Source organism: Streptomyces sp. NPDC048192 (assembly GCF_043202415.1).
In the GTDB taxonomy this organism is placed as follows: Bacteria; Actinomycetota; Actinomycetes; order Streptomycetales; family Streptomycetaceae; genus Streptomyces.
Genome location: NZ_JBIDAL010000017.1, coordinates 97489 through 116359 on the forward strand (window position 1 = coordinate 97489; position 18871 = coordinate 116359).

Genomic DNA, 18871 nt, shown 5'->3' on the forward strand with positions numbered 1-18871 from the left:
TGGGGCCAAGAGGCTGTGTGCGTCACCGGGCGCGCGCGGCGAGCAGCTTGATGACATCTTCGGTGCTGCCGGTCTGCGCACGCTGGGGAAAGTGGCGGGTCACCGAGAACTCGTGCCGGGCCAGGTCGGGGTCGCTCATCGCATCGGTCGGGGTGGTCACGTGGAAGCCGAGCTCGAACGCCTGCTGGACGGTGGCGGCGACACCGTCGCCGGTCGCGACACCGGTGACGACCACCTGGGTGACGCCCTGGCTGCGGAGGTAGTCCTCGAGGCCGGTGCCGGTGAAGGCGCCCGGGGTGCGCTTGGTGATCCGCTTGCCGGCCTCACCCAGCTCGGGCACGACCGGCAACGCCTGCTCGGGCATCACGAACGGCGTGCCCTGCGGATTGTGGTCGCTGCGCAGGCCTGGGGCGGCCGCGACGTTGACCAGGACGACCGGCAGGCCGTGGCCGCGGAACGCATCGGCGAGCCGGGCGGATCGGGCGACGACGTCGGCAGCGGAATGAGGCGCCATGTCGACGCCGACGCTTCCGGCCTGAAGGTCGATGACGACCAGAGCGGTTCGGGAATCGAGGGTGGTGATGGGCAACGGGACTCCTTAAGGGAACAGGCGATCGAGGATCTTGCGAGCCTCGGCGAGGGTCCGCCGCTCGGCCGGGGAGAGGCCCCCGAGCTGCTTCGTGAGCCAGTCGGTACGCGCACCGCGGCCCTCGGCGATCAAGGCCCGGGCCTCGTCCGTGACGGCGACGACCTTTTGACGGCCGTCATGGGGGTCGGGAGTGACCGTGACCAGTCCCCGCTCGAGAAGGACACCGACCGTCGCACCCATGGACTGCGAACGGACGCGCTGCCGCTTCGCGAGCGCCGTGATCGTCAGCGGGCCCTCGCGAGCGACGTACCCCAGCGCTTCGGACTGGCTGGCGCTCAGCCCCATCCGGCCGCCCTGTTCGCGCAGCGTGCGCTGCGCCCGGCCAAGCACCTCGCGCAGCGATTGCGCCAGGTCAACAATCTCGGTCATGCGTTCAGCCTAACCCATACGAAGGTTACCTACAAAGGTTACCTTCATATATGGCAGACCGTCCGACCGGACACGCAGCCGGGCGGCTCACCGTCCGGGCGTTGCGGCGCTGGTACTGCGACCGTGCCTGCCATGACTGATGGCCAGGCAGTTCCGGTGCCCTGACAGTCGGGGACCAGGCAGGTGAAGTGGCCGTCGGAGGAGCGGATGGCCACAGTTTCGCCGACGATGGAGATGCACCGGACGCCGTCGGCGCTGGTGGCGTCCTTCTTGAGGATGCTCCCCTCGTCGCCGGTGTAGAGGGTGGTGGCGTCGGGACTGTGACGGTTCAGCAGGTTGCCGTCGGGTCCGTACAAGTACTTGGTGTCGCCGGCGGCCTGTGGACTCGGCCTCGTCGTCCGGCAGTTGCCAGACGCCGTAGCCCAGACAGGCATCTCGACGCGGTTGTTGAGGGTGATCGGGGGGCCTTGCCTCTCACGAGCTTTGGTCCTTCCAACGTCGACAGGTGACACCTCACATCACCAACGATCACGAGCGTGAACGCACTTCCGACCGGAGTCGCACTGACCGATGGGTCAGTACGCGAAGCCAAGATTGGCCGGAAATGATCCGACGTCTGCGGTCCGGACCATTGACCGCTGAACCTCCGACCGCAACCCTGGACCAGCCGAGCGAACGCGCTCCTGAACCTCATCCATAAATGTGAACACTTTCTTCGATATTCCTCCGACGTTTCCAGCCTCGTCCGATCGAGAGGGAGGAACATGAGACGCCGTCGTCTTCGAATGGCACTGACCGGGCTGGTCCTCACCAGCGCGGCCCTCACCACCCTGCCCGCGGCCACACCAGCGCCCCCGGCCCCCACCACGGCCCGTCCGGCCGCCACCGACTGGTCCACGGCCGTCGTCGACTCCACCATGGCCCGTTACACGCCGAGCAGCATCGGCGGCTGGTCCTATCCCGTCGGCCTCTACCTCTACGGTCAGTACCTCACCTATCGGCGCACCCACGACGCCCGCTACCTCACCTACATCAAGAGCTATGTCGACCGGTTCGTGAAGGGCGACGGCTCCATCGACCAGTCCTTCAACAGCCTGGACAGCATGCAGGCCGGCCGGCTGCTGGTGATCCTGCACCACGAGACCGGGCAGGACCGCTATCGCAAGGCGGCCCAGAAGATCCGCGACCGCCTGAACACCTACCCGCGCACCGCCGACGGCGGTTTCTGGCACGCGGACACCTCCAGCCGCGCCCACCAGCTCTGGGCGGACGGCGCCTACATGGTGAACCCGTTCCTCGTCGAGTACGGCAAGGAGTTCGGCGACAGCGCGTACACCGACGACGAGGCGGCCAGGCAACTGTACGTCTACGGCAGTCATCTGCAGGTCGCGAACGGGCTGCTCAAGCACGCCTTCGACGAGTCCAAGAGCGTCAGTTGGGCCGATCCGCAGACCGGGCTCGCCCCCGAGCACTGGTGCCGGGCCGTCGGCTGGTACTCCATGGCCCTCGTCAGCGTCCTGGACGCCATTCCGGCGAACCAACCACGACGACCCCAGCTCCTCACCATCTTCCGCAAGCTGGCCGCCGGGCTGGAGAAGTACCAGGACCCGGTGACCGGACGCTGGTTCCAGGTGATGGACAAGGGCAGCCGATCCGACAACTGGACCGAGACCTCCTGCTCGAGCATGTTCACCTACGCCCTGTCCCGCGGCGTCCAGCAGGGCTACCTCGACCCGCACTACGCCGCCGTCGCGCACCGCGGCTACCAGGGCGTGCTGGCGAAGCTCTCGGTCGGCTCCGACGGCCGCACCAGCCTCGCCGACATCTCCATCGGCACCAACGTCGGCGACTACGCGTACTACATCGCACGTGACCGGGCCACCAACGACTTCCACGGACTGGGCGCCTTCCTGATCATGAACGAACAACTGCGAGGTGATTAGTGTCATGAGCACGACCAGACGGACACTGCTGGGCGCCACGGTCGCGGGCACGGCCGGGGTGACGCTGGGTCTGCCCGCCACCGCCCACGCCGCCTCCTGGCAGCAGAAATGGGCTCCTTCCGCGAGCAACGACGGCCTCGGCGCCTTCGAGACGATCGAGGACGACCGCGCCGACTCGCACCCCTCCGGGCATCCGCACATCTTCGCCACCGGCAACAACTGGCGCTTCAACATGCACATGGTGGACCGGGACACCTCGACCGACCGCCAGCGCCAGGAGGTCACGGGTCTGCGCACGAGCTCCAGCAGCTACCTCAAGTGGAACGAGGGCCAGACCTGGCGGGTCACCTACTCGATGTACATCCCGAACTCGCTGAAGGCGACCACCACCTTCACCCACATCATGCAGATGAAGCAGCCCGGTGCCGGTTCGTCCCCGATCGTCACGCAGTCGCTGCGCCGGATGAACGGCAAGCAGACCATCGAGCTGACCCTGCCCATCTCCGGTACCCTCATCGGCCGCACGGACCTCGAACCGCTGCACGACCAGTGGACCGACGTCGACTTCCAGATCAAGGTCGGCAACGGCTCGGCCGGCTCCGTCCGCTGGATCCTGAGGTCCGGCGGCTCGACGGTCATCGACAGGTCGAAGACCGGCGTCGACACCTTCCTGGCCGACCGTGTGCGCCCGAAGTGGGGCATCTACCGCTCCCTCGGCGACACCTCCGGGTCCCTGCAGGACACCTACCTGCTTCTCACCAACCTCCGCGGCTACCAGCTCATGTGAGGAGACGCCACATGAAACCCCCCACCGGTCCGGGCCGCCGAGCGGCGGCCGTGATCCTGTTCGTGGTGGCCGTGGTTCTCGGCCTCACCCACCCCGCGGCCCTCGCCGTCCCGGCCGGCGCCCCGCGCGCCGCCGCCGAGTACAACGTGCGCGACTACGGCGCCAAGGGCGACGGCTCCACCAACGACAGCCCGGCCATCGACAAGGCCATCACGGCCGCGAACGCGGCCGGCGGCGGCACCGTCCGCTTCCCCTCCGGCACGTACAAGTCCAAGAACACCCTTCACATGAAGAGTCATGTGACGCTCCAGCTCGACAAGGGCGCCACTCTCCAGGCCTCCAGCGCCGGCACCTACGACAAGGCCGAGTCCAACCCGTACGACGCGTACCAGGACTACGGCCACAGCCACTTCCACGACGCGATGATCTACGGCGACAAGCTGACCGACATCGGCTTCGCGGGTCAGGGCGTCATCGACGGCGCGGGCAACCTGATCACGGGCAACCCGAAGTCCGGCGAGGCCGACAAGATCATCTCGCTGACCCGGTGCGACGGGCTCAGGATCGGCGACGGTCTCACGCTGCGCCGGGGCGGTCATTTCGCGGCCCTCATCAACGGCTGCACCAACGTGACCTCCGACCATCTGACCATCGACACCGCGAGCGACCGCGACGGCTGGAACGTCATCTCCACCACCAACGCGACGATCACCAACGCCACCATCCACGCCAACGACGACGCGCTGGTGTTCAAGAGCGACTACGCGCTCGGCGCCAAGCTGCCCAACGGGCATGTGCGCGTGAGTGATTCGGCCCTCGGAGCGAAGTGCTGCAACGCCCTGATGTTCGGTTCCGAGACCTGCGGCGACTTCTCGGACTACCAGTTCGAGAACATCCGGATCGACGGCGCCGACAAGTCGGGCCTCGGCATGGTCTCGATGGACGGCTCGAAGATCTCCGACGTCCACTACCGCGACATCACGATGACCAACGTCCACTCGCCGATCATGCAGAAGATCGGCACCCGCAAGCGCTGCGGCAACAGTCCCGGCGTCGGATCGATCAGCAACGTGACGTACGACGACATCACCGCGACCGGCAACAGCCCCTCCTTCAGCCCGACCCTGTGGGGCGAGTCCGGGCACCGCATCAACAACGTGACCTTCACCCACGTCAACATCACGGTCCCCGGCGGCAACGGCACCATGTCCACCGGCGTGCCGGGCAACGACTCGACCGACTACAACCCGAAGAGCATCGGCACCCGGCCCGCCTACGGCTGGTACCTGCACAACGCCGACAACGTCCAGTTCACCGACAGCTCGGTGAAGTTCGCCTCGAACGACGGCCGGCCGTCGTTCATCGCCAACGCGGCCAGCGGTATCCGGCTCACCCGGTTCACCGCGCAGAAGGGCAACGACTCCCCCTTCGACGTGGGCTTCCAGGACGTCACCGGCGGCTGCCTGACGGACAGCCACAGCACCTCCGGCGGAGCCCTCCGCGTGTCGGGCAGCCAGGACTGCGGTAGTACGGCGGTGAAGCCACTCGACCTGGAGAACCGCCGCCAGGACTTTCTCCGCGCCTCCGTCGGCGGCCTGTTCCTGCACTGGGGTCTGCGGACCGCGCCCGCCCACACCAGTTGCACGGCCTGGGAGAACGACGTCACCAGCGGAGGCTGGACACCTGACTACTGGGTCAACGAGGCGCAGAAGCTGCACACCCAGTACCTGGTCCTCGCCACCTTCCACAGCCGCCTCGGCTACGCCCGCCCCTGGCCGTCCAAGATCCCCGGATCCTGCTCCACCAAGCGGGACTTCCTCGGCGAACTGATCACGGCCGCCAAGGCCAAGGGCATGAAGGTCATCCTCTACATGACCAACGACCCCCAGTGGCACGACGAGGGGGGCCACGAGTGGCTCGACTCGGCCGCGTACTCCGCCTACAAGGGCAAGAACGTCGACCTGACCACCAACGAAGGCTTCGGGCAGTTCAGTTACGACAACTTCTTCGAGGTCATGGACCGCTACCCCGACCTCGGCGGTTTCTGGATCGACAACGACAACTCCTACTGGGAGAGCCACAACCTCTACCAGCAGATCTACGACAAGCGCCCGAACTACACGCTCAGCAACAACAACGAAGACACGCCGATCATGGACATGATCAGCAATGAGCAGAAGACGGGCATGACCCCGGCCTACGACTACCCGCAGGCCATCTACACCGCCCAACCACGCCTGACCGAAGCCGACTTCAAGCTGCCCTCGACCGGAGCCTGGTGGTACGACGGCTCCGACCCGTCCGTCGACAAGATGCTCACCCTCGGCCGCCTCGTCACCAACGTGGGCTCCTCGGTGAAGGCCCTGATGGCTGAGACCGCCCAGGTCAACGGGAAGTTCCCGGCGAACCAGGCCGCCTTCAACAACTTCGCCGACTCCTACCTCGACCCCATCTGGGAGTCGTTGCACGGCACCGAGGGCGGCGGCTACATGTACGGCGGCCTCAAGCCCGGCGCCTGGAACGACGGCGCGTACGGCGTGACAACCATCGCCAAGGACGACGCGAACCGGCAGTACATCCACGTCCTGACCCCGCCCAGCACCAGCACACTGCGGGTGCGGGACAACGGCTACCGCATCGCCTCCGTCACCAACCTCCGCACGGGAGCGGCCGTTTCGTGGTCGCAGTCCGGCGGCGTGCTCACCCTGAACGGGCTCGGCAACTGGGACCCGTACGACACGGTCTTCAAGGTCACGACGGCCGGCCGCCAGGGCATCCTCACCGGCGTCAAGGTCAGTGCGAGCGCCTCCGCGAGCGGACACGGCGCGGCGGCGGCCGGTGACGGCGACTACCTCACCTACTGGGACAACAACAAGACGCTGCCCGTGAACCTCACCTTCGACCTCGGCTCGGCCAAGAAGGTGCAGTACATCGGGCTCAACCAGCGTGAGGACTCCGTGGCCTACGCCCGTTCCAGCACCGAGCAGTCCGCGCGGATCAAGGACTACAAGGTGTTCCTGAGCAACGACGGCTCGACCTGGGGCACCGCGGTCAAGACCGGCCAGCTGCCGAGCCGCCGGGGAATCCAGGGCATCGACCTGACCGCCGCCAACGCCCGCTACGTCCGGCTCGAGGTCGACACCACCTGGGCCGCCTCCAGCGACACCACCCGCTACAAGCGACTGCGGGTCGACGAGGCGTGGATCGGCACGTCGTACGCCTCACCCGCGAACGGGGGACAGTCGTGATCCGGGTCAGATCGCTCACGGCCGCGGCGGCGGGCCTGCTGCTCGCCGCGGCGGTGCCGCTCGTGGGCACCGCCCACCCGGCGGCCGCCTCCGACAACGGCCAGTCCGTCCGGCCCGCCATGGGCTGGTCCAGCTGGAGCTTCGTGCGCCGCACGCCGACCGAGGCGAAGATCAAGGCGCAGGCCGACGCGCTGGTCTCCAGTGGCCTGAAGGACCACGGCTTCGTCTACGTCAACCTCGACGACTTCTGGCAGAAGTGCGACTCCAACGGCTTCACCGTGGACGGTTACGGCCGTTGGGCCGTCGGCACGAGCAAGTTCCCCGACGGCATCAAGGGGCTGGCCGACTACGTCCACGCCAAGGGCCTGAAGTTCGGCTTCTACGTCACCCCCGGCATCGCGAAGAACGCCGTCACCGAGAACACGCCGATCGAGGGCACCTCGTACCACGCGAAGGACATCGCGGACACGTCCAGGACCGAGAAGAACTACAACTGCAAGAACATGTACTACATCGACTACTCCAAGCCGGGCGCGCAGGAGTTCGTCAACTCCTGGGCCAAGCAGTTCGCGTCCTGGGGTGTCGACTACCTGAAGATCGACGGGGTGGGCAGCGCCGACATCCCCGACGTCCAGGCCTGGGACAGGGCTCTGCGGGCCAGCGGACGGCCCATCAACTTCGCCCTGTCCAACAACCTGCCGATCGCCGACGCCCCCACCTGGCGGAAACTGGCGAACAGCTGGCGCACCCAGGGAGACGTCGAGTGCTACTGCGGGCCGGGGAGCAACGGCAGCGGCTATCCGCTGACCGACTGGTCCCACGTCTCCAAGCGCTTCGACTCGGCCGCCTCCTGGCAGCCGTACGCCGGCCCCGGTGGCTGGAACGACCTGGACTCGCTGGAGATCGGCAACGGCGACCGGGTGGGCCTGACGGCGGACCAGCGCCGCTCGCACTTCACGCTGTGGTCGATGGCGGCGGCCCCCCTGCTGCTGGGCACCGACCTCACCCAACTCGACTCCGTCGACAAGGCGATGCTGACCAACGACCGGCTGATCGGGGTCGACCAGGACGGGGTCGCCGCGAAGCGGATCGTGAGCAGCGGTGTCGAACAGGTCTGGAGCAAGAAGGAGAGCGACGGGCAGTACGTCGTGGCCCTGTTCAACACCGGGACCTCGGGCAACGCCACCGTGAGCGTGAACTGGTCGCAGGTCGGCTTCAGCGGATCGGGGGACGTGACCGACCTGTGGTCCGGATCCCACAAGGGCGTGATCGCCGACGCCTACAGCGCCACCCTGCGTTCGGGCGAGACCAGGCTCATCCGGGTCAGGCCGACCAACTCCCTGAAGGCGGCGGCCGCTTCACCCGGCTTCGCTGTGGCCCCCTACGAGTACCTCGGCTGGGGCAGCCCCCAGAACCCCACGTCCGTGATGTCCGCGACCGGCGTCAAGTGGTTCACCCTCGCCTTCATCCTCTCCGACGGCACCTGCAACCCGGAGTGGGACGGCTCCCGCCCGCTGACCGGAGGCAGCGACCAGGCCACCATCAACGCGATCAGAGCGGCGGGTGGTGACGTCGTCGTCTCCGTCGGCGGCTGGAGCGGCAACAAGCTCGGCGAGAAGTGCTCCAGCGCCTCCGCGCTCGCCGGCGCCTACCAGAAGGTGATCAACGCTTACAAGCTGAAGGCGCTCGACATCGACATCGAGAACACCGAGTGGTCCAACGCGACCGTGCGGCAACGGGTGGTCGACGCGCTGAAGACGGTGAAGTCGAACAACCCGGGCCTGAAGACCGTCATCACCTTCGGCACCACCGCCGGCGGCCCCGACTCCACCGGCGAGGACATGATCAAGCGGGCCGCCAACTCCGGTCTGGCGAACGACGTCTGGTGCATCATGCCGTTCGACTTCGGCGGCGGCACCACGAACATGGGCAGCCTCACCACCAAGGCCATGGAAGGACTCAAGGCCCAGGTGAAGTCGGCGTACGGCTACAGCGACGCCGCCGCCTACACCCACATCGGGCTGTCGTCGATGAACGGCAAGACCGACGACTCCGGTGAGCGCGTGCGGGTGGCCGACTTCAAGACCATGCTCGCCTACGCCCAGCAGCACCACATCGGACGGCTCACCTACTGGGCCGTCAACCGCGACCGGGCCTGCGGCTCGGGCACCGACGGCGATGCCTGCAGCGGCGTGACGCAGCAGCCGTACGACTACCTCAAGGTCTTCACCCAGTACGCGGGCTGAGGGGAACAACCGTGAACATCAGAAGAGTCCTTCCGTACGGCGTCGCGGCGGCCCTGGCGCTGCCGCTCGCCGGTCTCGGCCAGGGCACCGCGCTGGCCGCCACCGACTACCAGGCAGAGGACGCCCAGATCTCCCAGGGCACCGTCGCCACCAACCACACCGGATACACCGGCACCGGATTCGTCGACTACACCAACGTCACGGGCGCCTATGTGGAGTTCACGGTGAGCGCGGCCTCCGCCGGCACGTCCGCCCTCACCCTGCGCTACGCCAACGGGACCTCCACCGACCGGCCGATGAACATCTCCGTGAACGGTACGGTCGTCGCCTCCGGCGTGTCCTTCCCGGCCACCGCCGACTGGAACACCTGGGCCACCAAGACCGTCAACGTGCCGCTGACCGCGGGCACCGACAAGATCCGGGCCACCGCCACCACCGCCAACGGCGGCCCCAACCTCGACCGCGTCAGCCTTGACGCGGCCGCCGACACCCAGGCCCCGACCCGCCCCGGACAGCCCAGCTGCTCGGACATCGGCGAGGACGCGCTCACTCTGGCCTGGGGCGCGGCCACGGACAACGTGGGCGTGAGCGCGTACGACATCTACGAGCACGGGAACAAGATCAGTGAGGCGCCGGGGAGTTCGACCTCCAAGGCGCTGACCGGGCTCACCCCGAACACCGACTACAACCTCACGGTGATCGCCCGCGACGCGGCCGGCAACACCTCGCCCGCCAGCCCGGTCGTCGACTGCACCACCAAGCCCAGCTCCGACACCACCCCGCCGAGCAAGCCCGGCACGCTGTCCGCGAGTAACGTCACCGCGAACAGCGCCGACCTCAAGTGGGGCGCCTCGACCGACGACAAAGCGGTCGTCGCGTACGACGTGCGCAGCGACACCACCGTCTACGACACGGTCACCAGCGGCACGTCGACCACGCTCACCGGCCTCGCCTGCAACAGCCCGTACAGCCTGAGCGTCGTCGCCCGGGACGCGGCCGGCAACGTCTCCGACCCCAGCAACACCGTTTCGTTCACCACGAAGGCGTGTGCGACCGACGGCGGCGTGCCGTCCTCGATCACGACGCTCTCCACCGGCTGGACCATCCCCTGGGGCACCTACTGGATGCCCGACGGCAAGACCGCCCTGGTCACCGAGCGGGACGACTTCCGGGTCTGGAAGGTCACCAGGGACGGCACGAAGACCCAGGTCGGCACCGTCCCGAACGCCGTCACCACCAACGGCGAGGGCGGACTGCTCGGCGTCACCGTCGACCCCAAGTGGGACACCAACCACTACGTCTACTTCATGCACACCGCCTCCGAGGGCAACCGGGTGGTGCGCATGACGTACGACGGCACCAAACTCAGCGACTACAAGATCCTGCTCCAGGGCATCAAGAAGAACCGCTACCACAACGGCGGACGGCTCCTCTTCGGCCCCGACGGCTATCTCTACGTCTCCACCGGCGAGGCCCAGACGCCCGGCCTGGCGCAGGACAAGAACTCCCTCAACGGCAAGATCCTGCGCATGACGACCGACGGCAAGCCGGCCCCCGGCAACCCGTTCGGCAACTACGTCTACAGCCTCGGCCACCGCAACCCGCAGGGCCTCGCCTTCGACCGCAACGGGCGGTTGTGGGAGGCGGAGTTCGGCAACAGCTCCAAGGACGAACTGAACCTGATCAAGCCGGGCGCCAACTACGGCTGGCCGACCTGCGAGGGCACCTGCAGCGTCTCCGGGATGACCAACCCCAAGGCCACCTGGAACGTCTCCGAGGCATCCCCGAGCGGTATCGCCATCGTCCGCAACGTCATCTACATGGCGTCCCTGCGCGGCGAACGGCTGTGGCGGATCCCGATCAACGGCGACAACGAGAGCGTGGGCACGCCGACCGCCTACTACGTGGGCACCTACGGCCGACTGCGCACCGTCACCAAGGTCCTCGGAGCCGACCAACTCTGGCTGTCCACCACCAACTGCGACAACAACGGCGGCCAGCCCGACGGATCGGACGAGATCTTGCGAGTGAACATCAGCTGAAGGGCCGTCAGGCCTGGTTCGCGACCTTGGCCTCATGGGCGTAGGCGTTCTCGACGACCTTGCGCCTCAGCTCTTGGGACGGGGTCGGCAGACCGTGTTCTTCTGCGATGGGCTGGGCAGGATACAGAACGTCCGGATCGCCTCCGCCTGCGAAGCCAGGGTGGTCGCGGCGGCCACCGCCCGGCGCACCTCGGGCTCCACGTCCGGGTCACGCACCAACTGCTGCGGCGGTACCTGCGGTTTGCCCCGCATCGCCGGCCAGTGCGCCACGGCCTCGTAGTCGAGGGTGGGTGCCGAGCGCGGGGATGTAGGGCCGGTTCATTGCCGACGACGATGCATCCGGTTGACCAGCGGCGGTCACGCGCCACTCCTCCAGCACCCCGGGGGAGACGCTCCTGCCGCCGGAGGTCACCAGCATCTCCTTCTTGCGCCGATGACGGTGAGATAGCCGTCCTCTTCCGGGGAGCCCAGGTCGCCGGTGGCCAACCAACCGTCGTGCAGGTCGTGTCGGTGGCCTTCTGGTTGTTGAGGCAGCCGTGGAGGTTGTTCGCACCGCGCAGCCGGATCTCGCAGCACGGCCGGCCGACGAAGACGCTCCGCAGGGCCGGCCAGCGCGGTGGCGACGGGAACGAGCGGACCTGACCCGAACCAGTCGTACCCCGACACCCTGGAGATCTCCTCCTCGGGGATCTCCAGGCGCAGCGAAGCAACACCACGGCGAACGTCACCTCATGCCCTGCTGCCGCCGTGGCTGGCTTCGGTGCACGAGGTCGGTCGTCTGGTGAAGGCGTCACTGCCACCTCTTCCTGGAATGTCGAACTGGGCTTCCGAAAGCCCTCGGCCGCCTGGGCGGACCGCGTGGAAGCGGACACCGTCAGCCCGCCGTGAGGCTCACCAGCACCACAGTCAGCGCACCGCTCTTCTCAGACCCAGGGGCCTGACCGCCACAGCGGCCAGGCCCCTTCGTGTCGGCTGCGTAGTTGGGACAGGCCCTCTGAGTCATGAGTCCAGCGAGCCACCGAGCTGCTCCATGCTCATCGGTGGTGCCACTGCCCGCACGCCTCTGCAGGCCGGCGGGGGCGTCAGCCGCGGACGATGTTCTCGGCCTGGGGACCCTTTTGCCCCTGCGTGATGTCGAACGTGACCTTCTCACCCTCGACCAGCTCCCGGTAGCCGTTGCCCCGGATGTTGGAGTAGTGGGCGAAGACGTCCGGTCCACCGCCGTCCTGGGCGATGAAACCAAAGCCCTTCTCGGAGTTGAACCACTTCACGGTGCCGCTGGCCATACTGCGTCCTTCGATCTTGCCGGGGGTGCCCGGCCGGGTGAGTAGCGGGGACTTCCACGGTGGGAAGAGGCCCGGTGTCCGTCTACCCCGGCCAGGGCCTTCTCATCCGATCATCCCTCTAGGAGGCGCCTGGTGCGCGACGTCGGCCCGGCTGGCGGCCGGCCCGGACGTGAGGGTCCGCCGGGCCGCGCGGGGCCGTGGCGCCTGCCAGCCACGCGGGTCCCGGGAGCACTGCCCTGCCTGTGTTCGCTCTTCTCCGAGGCGCGGTGTGGCATCGCTGATACCGCAGATACCAAGAGGGATCCCAAAGCGATGAGTCTGTGCTTGCCCCGACCCTTCGAGCGGGCCACGATCGCGGGAGCGGCCAAGCAGGCGGGGGTGAGCATGCGAGTACACCTTGTCGGCCGCCTACGACCGCGCGACCGCCGTGGAGCAGCGGTTCCTGGGGGCTTCAAGGCATCCAGGAACCGCAGCGGCGCCGCCTTCGCGGCCGAGCCCAGCACCCTGGATCCCGGCGCCGGGCAGCGTGCGGCCGAGCTGGACGCGCTGCGGGAGATCGAGGGCCAGGAGCGAGGGCACGCCGCGACATCTACAGATCCTTGTACCTCAAGGCCGCGGCCCTGCTGCAGACCCTGGCGAAACTTCCGTGCCTGGAGCACTCCAACGAGGCCTTCGCCTGGCACGCGTCTGAGGCCTACCTGCTCCTCAACGCCCGGGAACTCGACTACTCCCCCAAGGCGGCCGTCGCGCTCGTGCGCGCGCAGCCTCCGGAGCATGCGGCGTCCTCCGGATCGCCCGTCAGCTGCGCGACTGGACCACCACTTGACCCCCATCCGCCCAGCACACCGCGCAACCAAAGCCTGTGCCCCCACCGGCGTCGGCGCGCCATCACCGGGGGCCGGAATGATAGCGCCAACAGGCTGCCGTTGGTGACGGCAGGTCTGGCTTCATGGAGTGGTGCCGGAATTCGGAGCACTTCGCCGGCACCGCGTGCGCTCTGCGGCGAGTGCCGCCTCTCATCGCGCGCCCTGTCGCTCGCGGCCTCGAGCCCGGAGCCGGCTCTGCTGAGGCACTTGCCCTGCCTGGAAGTCAGCCAGCTGAGTCATGTAGTCCATACCGCTGCACCCGCTTCGCCGGCCTGGACATGAGCCGTCCCTCACCGGCCAGTCGGAACAACGGCTGTTTGGTCACAAGGGTTCATAGCGACAGGGGGAAGTGTGACCAGACCGCTCGCCCCTCACAGCATGACACCGAGACGATGCGAGCCGCTTCACGACCCGGTTCAGGCATTCAGCTGGGTCGAGGGCCGCTTCCGGAACGGGGCGAGCGTGGCGCGCACGAGGTCGGCGGCGCCCCAGTCGGGGTCGAACTGGGCGATCACGGCCAGGTGCTGGCGTAGCTGGAGGATGGGCATGCGTTCGCGCCAGCCGCGGTCGAGCCCGGTCAACTCGGCGTACAGGCCGAAGAACACGCGGGCCTCGGGCGGCGGTGCCGTCGTCCACAGGTGGGCCAGGTCCACCTCGGCCCACATGTACGACACAGCAGGGTCGATCAGCGCAGGCCGCCCGTCGTTGGTGGCCATGACGTTCATCGCCCATAGGTCGCCGTGCGTCAGGCACGCGGGCCTGACCGGCAGGAGCTCGGGCAGCCGGTCGCACAGCCGCTCCAGCGCTGCCCGATCCGCAGCGTCGAGCGCCTCCTGGACGCGTGGCTCGTCGAGCCAGCGCAGCAGACGGTGCTGGGCGAAGAACTCGAACCCGTCGCCCTTCCAGGTGTTGACCTGCCGACGACGGCCCAGCCAGTTGTCCCGGTGCCAACCGAATCGGGGGTACCGCGTGGTGGTGTGCAGGTGGGCCAGCCCATGCGCGAGCTGCTCCCAGAAGACCTCGGTGTCTGGCCGCGGCTGCAGCACGGACAGCACCAGCAGATCGCGGTCCGCGACGATGACCTCGGGCGTGGAGACGCCGCCTGCCTCGCGCAGCGCACTGAGCCCTTCCGCCTCGTCGGCGAAGGCGTCGTCCGACGGCGGCTCGCCGAACGCCTTGACGAACACCGACGTGCCGTCACCGCGCTGCGCGAGCCCCGCGGTCGCGGCGAAGCCTCCATTGGCCGGCTCGACCGCGAGCACGTCGGTCAGGCCGGCCGCGTGCAGGCGTTCGAGCAGGAAGGACGTCGTGTCTGTCACAAGTGTGCCCCTCTCTGCTGGTCACGCATCATGGCGATCAGGGCCGAGCCCGCGGCCCGCTCAGCCGGCTCCCGGGCCAGGGCGGCACCGAGCGCCAGTATGCCTGGACGTGGGAGGAGGGAACGGCGGGCGGGTCGATGGTGGCGACGGCCAATGGTGCCGCAGGGAGCCGGGCCGCAGATGAGACCGAGGAAAAGGTCGACTCCGAATGGTACTTGGCTCGCTGGGGGCGGTCGCGACATCAAGGCGGTCCTCTTGCCGGACACCTGAGTGGCTCCGTGACGCATCGGATGAAGGATCTCCGTGTGCCGGGAATATCCGCGGACGGGGTTGTCGCTCGTGTGCGCTGTCTCGCTGGCGGGGTCGAAGGTTTGCATCGGGAGAGAAGGGAGCATCGCACGTGGACGTCTTCATCATTGGCATCACCGGCGGCATCGGTGGTCTGCTGGCACAGAGACTGCGCTGTCGGGGAGACGCCGTGTATGGGCTCGTTCGCCGGGGCGAGCAGCAGGCCGAACTCGCCGCGCAGGGTGTGAGGCGCGAGTGGGTGATCTTGCTGGTATGACGGTGGAAGAACTGGCGGCGGTGTCCGGCGACGTGGATGTGATCGTTTTCAGTGCCGGGTCGAATGGCGGCAGCAAGGAGGTCACGAAAGCCATCGACGGCGACGGGGTCGTGAAGGCGATGAAGGCGGCGGGTCTCGCTGGTGTGGAGCGTTTTGTGCTGGTGTCGGTGCTTCCGGAGTCATGGCGGGAACGCAATCTCGGTGACGAGGTCGAGTACTACTTCGCCGTGAAGAAGGGGGCAGACGTAGCGGTCAGCCGCAGTGATCTGAATTGGCTGATCGTGCGTCCGTCGCTCCTTCTCGACGGCCCGGGAAGCGGCACCGTGTCTCTCGGGCCGGCGGAGCTCCACGGTGAGATCACTCGCGACGACGTGGCCGCCACCCTTGCTGAGCTGCTGCATGAGCCCCGGATCGACCGGCAGATCCTCGAACTCAACAGCGGGTCGACACCCATCGAAGAGGCGGTCCGCGCGAACGTCCGCGGCTGACTCCTACCGGGGGTGCGGCAGGTCTTCGGCTGCATTCGCGTACTGGCCGGCAGCCCGGCCCGGCTCGATCGCGCGTACCAGCGGCGCTTACGACCGACGGCGTGCTCATTGTCTGCTGACACGGCGTCGATGACTGAGCGTGGTCGGTAGCCCGGTTCAGACGATCCTGACCATGCTGCCGCTGTTTTCGAGTGCGGTGATTTCATCGGCGGGTGCGGTGGTGTCGGTGACGAGGACGTCCACCAAGGTGGAGGGGCCGACGTAGGCGTGGGTGGTGCGGCCGAGTTTGCTGCCGTCGGCGGCGGCGATGACGCGACGTGCGGAGGCGACGACCGCCTTTTTCACCGCTGCTTCTTCGAGGTCGTAGGCGGTCATACCGTCGTCGGCGGTCAAGCCGCAGCAGCCGAGGACGGCGGTGTCGAAGCGCAGCGCCGACAGCGAGGCGAGGGTGAGGGGCCCGGTGAGGGCTCCTTCGCCGGCGCGGGGTCGGCCGCCGGGGACCAGCAGTGACGTCGGTTCCGGTGCGCTGCTGAGCACGTCGATCGCCTGCAGTGACAGGGGCATCACCGTGATGTGACGTCCGCGCAGCGTGCGCGCGACTTCCAGACACGTTGTGCCGCTGTCGAGCAGGACGGTCTCCCCGCTGTTGATGAGTGAGGCAACCTCAGCTGCGATGCGGCGCTTGGCATCGACGGCCTCGTGGGCGCGCAACGCGAAGGGGGGCTCGTCTCCCCGCAGGAGGAGGGTGCGCGCGCCGCCGCGGAACCGTTCGAGGACGCCTTGCGCGGCCAAGTGGTCCAAATCGCGACGGATGGTCATCTCCGAGGCCCCCGTCAGGTCGGCCAGCTCGGTAACAGTGGCCGTACCTGCTTCCTGGACGGCCTGCGTGATCATTCGGTGACGTTCCACGGTCCTCATACCGAGATTCAACACCACTCGTACTAAACAACGGAGGTGTTCGAAGTTCGACCTTACAAACACAACTTTTGTTCGTTACGATGGCTGCATGGAGAGAGCGCTGCGGGTGTCCCGTGTTGTGACATTCGTCTATTTCGTAGTCAATGGCACCTTGCTGGGCATGTGGGTGGTGCAGATCCCGGCCATCGAGGAACGCGTGGGCATCGGCCATGCGGCCCTCGGCGGGTTCCTGGTCCTGCTGGGCGCCGGGGCCTTCGCCGGCATGCAGATCGGCGGGCGTCTGTCCGACCGCTTCGGTACACGCGCCGTCGTACCGCTTGCAGGAGCGCTATGCAGTGCAACCCTGGTGCTGCCGGGTCTCGCCCAGGAACCGTGGGCCCTCGCAGCGGCCCTGATGCTCTTCGGATTCGGAAACGGCACCCTCGACGTCAGCATGAACGCACACGCCGTGCAGGTGGAGAAGGCGTACGAGCGACCGGTCATGTCCGCCTTCCACGCCACGTTCTCCGTCGGGGGTGTCCTGGCCGCGCTCGCCGGCGCCGTGGCCATCGACATCGGCTGGGGGCCGGCCACCACACTGGGCACCGCCGCGGGCGTCGGCCTCACCGTCTCCCTGGTGTCGGCTCGCGGTCTCCTACCCCCCGCGTCCCCTGCCCCCGCAGCCGGAACCGAGGGCGGCCCCGCGGGGCGCAAGCGCGCTGTACCCAGCCGGATCTGGCTCCTGGCCGTCCTGGCTCTGCTGGTCATGCTGTGCGAGGGAGCCGCCAACGACTGGAGCGTCCTGCACCTCAAGTCCGTCCTTGACGCGCCGGAGAGCACCGCCGCCTTCGCCTACGGGGCTTACGCGGCGTCCATGACCATCGGCAGGTTGCTGGCGGACCGGATCTCCGGGCGGTTCGGGCCGGTCGCCGTCCTGCGGCACGGCGCGGCCCTGGCCGCCGCCGGTATCACCATCGTGGCCCTATCGCCCTGGATCTGGTCGGCGCTGACCGGCTGGGCACTGTTCGGCCTGGGCCTGTCCGGCTGCATCCCGCAACTGTTCAGCGCCGCCGGACACACCGACCCCACGGCCGCGGGCACCAACGTCTCCCGGGTCGCCGGGCTGGGCTACATCGGCATGCTCGCAGGCCCCGCCGTCATCGGCTGGATGACCCACCTCATGGCGCTCAACTACACCTTCCTGCTCCCCGCCCTGCTCTGCGCGACAGCCGCCGCCGCGGCCGGAATCGTGCGCCCCTCGCCAGACCGGGCGCGCGCGGTCGAGCTGACCTCATGACCGCCTGCGCGGAGCGACCTGACCGCGCTCCGCGCAGGCTTCCTGCCTCGGAGGCTGTTGCCCAAGGACAGTGTGCGCCGGTACTGCGCGCTCTCCTGCGTTGACGAGGCAAACAGGAAGCTCCGGGTCGGTGACGGGTGGACGCCTGCGGTCCGTGCGCCGTGGCGCGCAGGCTCGCCCGCTGCCTCACTGCCCTGTGCCGCCACTAGGAACAGCTGGACGGCCAGCCCCGCCAGGCGAACAACTCTGAAGATCATCACCGGGCTTGCCTTGTAGGTGACGGCCGTTGCTAGCACCGTCCTCGCCTTGGTGCTGGCGCGGACCTCCTCCCTGATGCACCCCTATGGCGGCCGCTTCGGGTCAGGGCCGCATCCCCTGGACGCCCGTCCCGTCGGTGTTCCGGAAAACGTCGGCGGGGGGCATGCCCGCCAGTCAGACCATCATCAATCGCATCAAGGAGAGACACATCGTGAGTGTTGCCGACGTGCGGGAGGTCTTGCCACTGGCGCCCGAGGGTGGGCGGATCCCGCACAGCAGCCAGCCGCCGACCGGCTGTGCAAGCCGCCCGTGGATCCTGCGCTTCGCCCGCACCCCCGACGCCTCCTCAGCGGTGGTGCTGCCGCTCGCGCGTACGACGAGGTGCTGCCGATGCCGGACGGCCTGTACGCCGGCGTGCTGCCGTACAGGCAAACGCAGACCCCGGCCGTTCAGGACGGCGGCGTGTGCAATCCGCCGCCGCTGGAGGAGCCATGGCCGGCACCACGCCCCAAGGCACGTAGGCAGCCCCGCTCAGGGGTCCTCCTCCGGCTGGGCAGAAGAGTGATCGTGTGCGTCCGACAGGGTGGCAATGGCCGCGGTCGGGTGTGAGC

The 18871-nt window shown here is 68.1% G+C and carries 13 protein-coding genes and 2 pseudogenes; 8 read left to right on the forward strand and 7 right to left on the reverse strand.

The window, feature by feature from the left end:
* Window positions 1-22: 22 nt before the first annotated feature.
* Genes ACGFZN_RS31535 through ACGFZN_RS31545 form a run of 3 tightly spaced genes read right to left on the reverse strand, consistent with a single transcriptional unit; the run spans window position 23 to window position 1530 of the window.
* Complete coding sequence (locus tag ACGFZN_RS31535; protein ID WP_393861849.1) at window positions 23-589, reverse strand: isochorismatase family protein; 567 nt, start codon at window positions 587-589, stop codon at window positions 23-25.
* Between the two features lie 9 nt (window positions 590-598).
* Window positions 599-1018, reverse strand: coding sequence for a MarR family winged helix-turn-helix transcriptional regulator (locus ACGFZN_RS31540; protein WP_393861850.1), 420 nt, complete (start codon window positions 1016-1018; stop codon window positions 599-601).
* A 44-nt stretch (window positions 1019-1062) separates the two neighbouring features.
* A complete protein-coding gene (locus ACGFZN_RS31545) occupies window positions 1063-1530 on the reverse strand; it encodes a hypothetical protein (protein ID WP_393861851.1) in 468 nt (155 codons plus the stop codon).
* 252 nt (window positions 1531-1782) lie between these two features.
* Between ACGFZN_RS31545 and ACGFZN_RS31550 the strand changes: the two genes are divergently transcribed.
* Genes ACGFZN_RS31550 through ACGFZN_RS31570 form a run of 5 tightly spaced genes read left to right on the forward strand, consistent with a single transcriptional unit; the run spans window position 1783 to window position 11284 of the window.
* Window positions 1783-2961, forward strand: a complete 1179-nt coding sequence (locus ACGFZN_RS31550) for a glycoside hydrolase family 105 protein (RefSeq protein ID WP_393861852.1) — start codon at window positions 1783-1785, stop codon at window positions 2959-2961.
* Window positions 2962-2965: 4 nt separating this feature from the next.
* Window positions 2966-3748 (forward strand): Tat pathway signal sequence domain protein, encoded by a 783-nt coding sequence (locus tag ACGFZN_RS31555; protein WP_393861853.1) that lies wholly within the window; start codon window positions 2966-2968, stop codon window positions 3746-3748.
* Between the two features lie 11 nt (window positions 3749-3759).
* The gene (locus tag ACGFZN_RS31560) at window positions 3760-6996 is read left to right on the forward strand and encodes a glycosyl hydrolase family 28 protein (protein WP_393861854.1); all 3237 of its coding nucleotides are present in this window, start codon (window positions 3760-3762) and stop codon (window positions 6994-6996) included.
* Complete coding sequence (locus tag ACGFZN_RS31565; RefSeq protein WP_393861855.1) at window positions 6993-9242, forward strand: alpha-galactosidase; 2250 nt, start codon at window positions 6993-6995, stop codon at window positions 9240-9242. The genes ACGFZN_RS31560 and ACGFZN_RS31565 overlap by 4 nt, the downstream gene beginning before the upstream one ends.
* 11 nt (window positions 9243-9253) lie before the next feature.
* Complete coding sequence (locus tag ACGFZN_RS31570; protein ID WP_393861856.1) at window positions 9254-11284, forward strand: PQQ-dependent sugar dehydrogenase; 2031 nt, start codon at window positions 9254-9256, stop codon at window positions 11282-11284.
* A gap of 7 nt (window positions 11285-11291) precedes the next feature.
* On the opposite strand, the pseudogene ACGFZN_RS31575 reads toward ACGFZN_RS31570, so the two are convergent.
* Both ACGFZN_RS31575 and ACGFZN_RS31580 read right to left on the reverse strand, forming a co-directional pair.
* Window positions 11292-11853 (reverse strand): annotated as a pseudogene (locus tag ACGFZN_RS31575) (long-chain fatty acid--CoA ligase); the annotation flags it as partial.
* Between the two features lie 513 nt (window positions 11854-12366).
* Entirely contained in the window at window positions 12367-12570 is a 204-nt protein-coding gene (locus ACGFZN_RS31580; protein WP_393861857.1) for a cold-shock protein, read from the reverse strand.
* Between the two features lie 569 nt (window positions 12571-13139).
* Here ACGFZN_RS31580 and ACGFZN_RS31585 point away from each other — a divergent pair.
* A pseudogene (locus ACGFZN_RS31585) lies at window positions 13140-13396 on the forward strand (fic family toxin-antitoxin system, toxin component); the annotation flags it as partial.
* A 456-nt stretch (window positions 13397-13852) separates the two neighbouring features.
* On the opposite strand, the gene ACGFZN_RS31590 reads toward ACGFZN_RS31585, so the two are convergent.
* Window positions 13853-14755 (reverse strand): fructosamine kinase family protein, encoded by a 903-nt coding sequence (locus ACGFZN_RS31590; protein WP_393861858.1) that lies wholly within the window; start codon window positions 14753-14755, stop codon window positions 13853-13855.
* A 339-nt stretch (window positions 14756-15094) separates the two neighbouring features.
* Between ACGFZN_RS31590 and ACGFZN_RS31595 the strand changes: the two genes are divergently transcribed.
* Window positions 15095-15808, forward strand: coding sequence for an NAD(P)-binding oxidoreductase (locus ACGFZN_RS31595; protein WP_393861938.1), 714 nt, complete (start codon window positions 15095-15097; stop codon window positions 15806-15808).
* 156 nt (window positions 15809-15964) lie between these two features.
* Here ACGFZN_RS31595 and ACGFZN_RS31600 read toward each other — a convergent pair whose 3' ends face one another.
* Window positions 15965-16726, reverse strand: coding sequence for a DeoR/GlpR family DNA-binding transcription regulator (locus ACGFZN_RS31600; RefSeq protein WP_393861859.1), 762 nt, complete (start codon window positions 16724-16726; stop codon window positions 15965-15967).
* 88 nt (window positions 16727-16814) lie between these two features.
* Between ACGFZN_RS31600 and ACGFZN_RS31605 the strand changes: the two genes are divergently transcribed.
* The gene (locus ACGFZN_RS31605) at window positions 16815-18002 is read left to right on the forward strand and encodes an MFS transporter (protein WP_393861860.1); all 1188 of its coding nucleotides are present in this window, start codon (window positions 16815-16817) and stop codon (window positions 18000-18002) included.
* Window positions 18003-18871 lie beyond the last annotated feature (869 nt).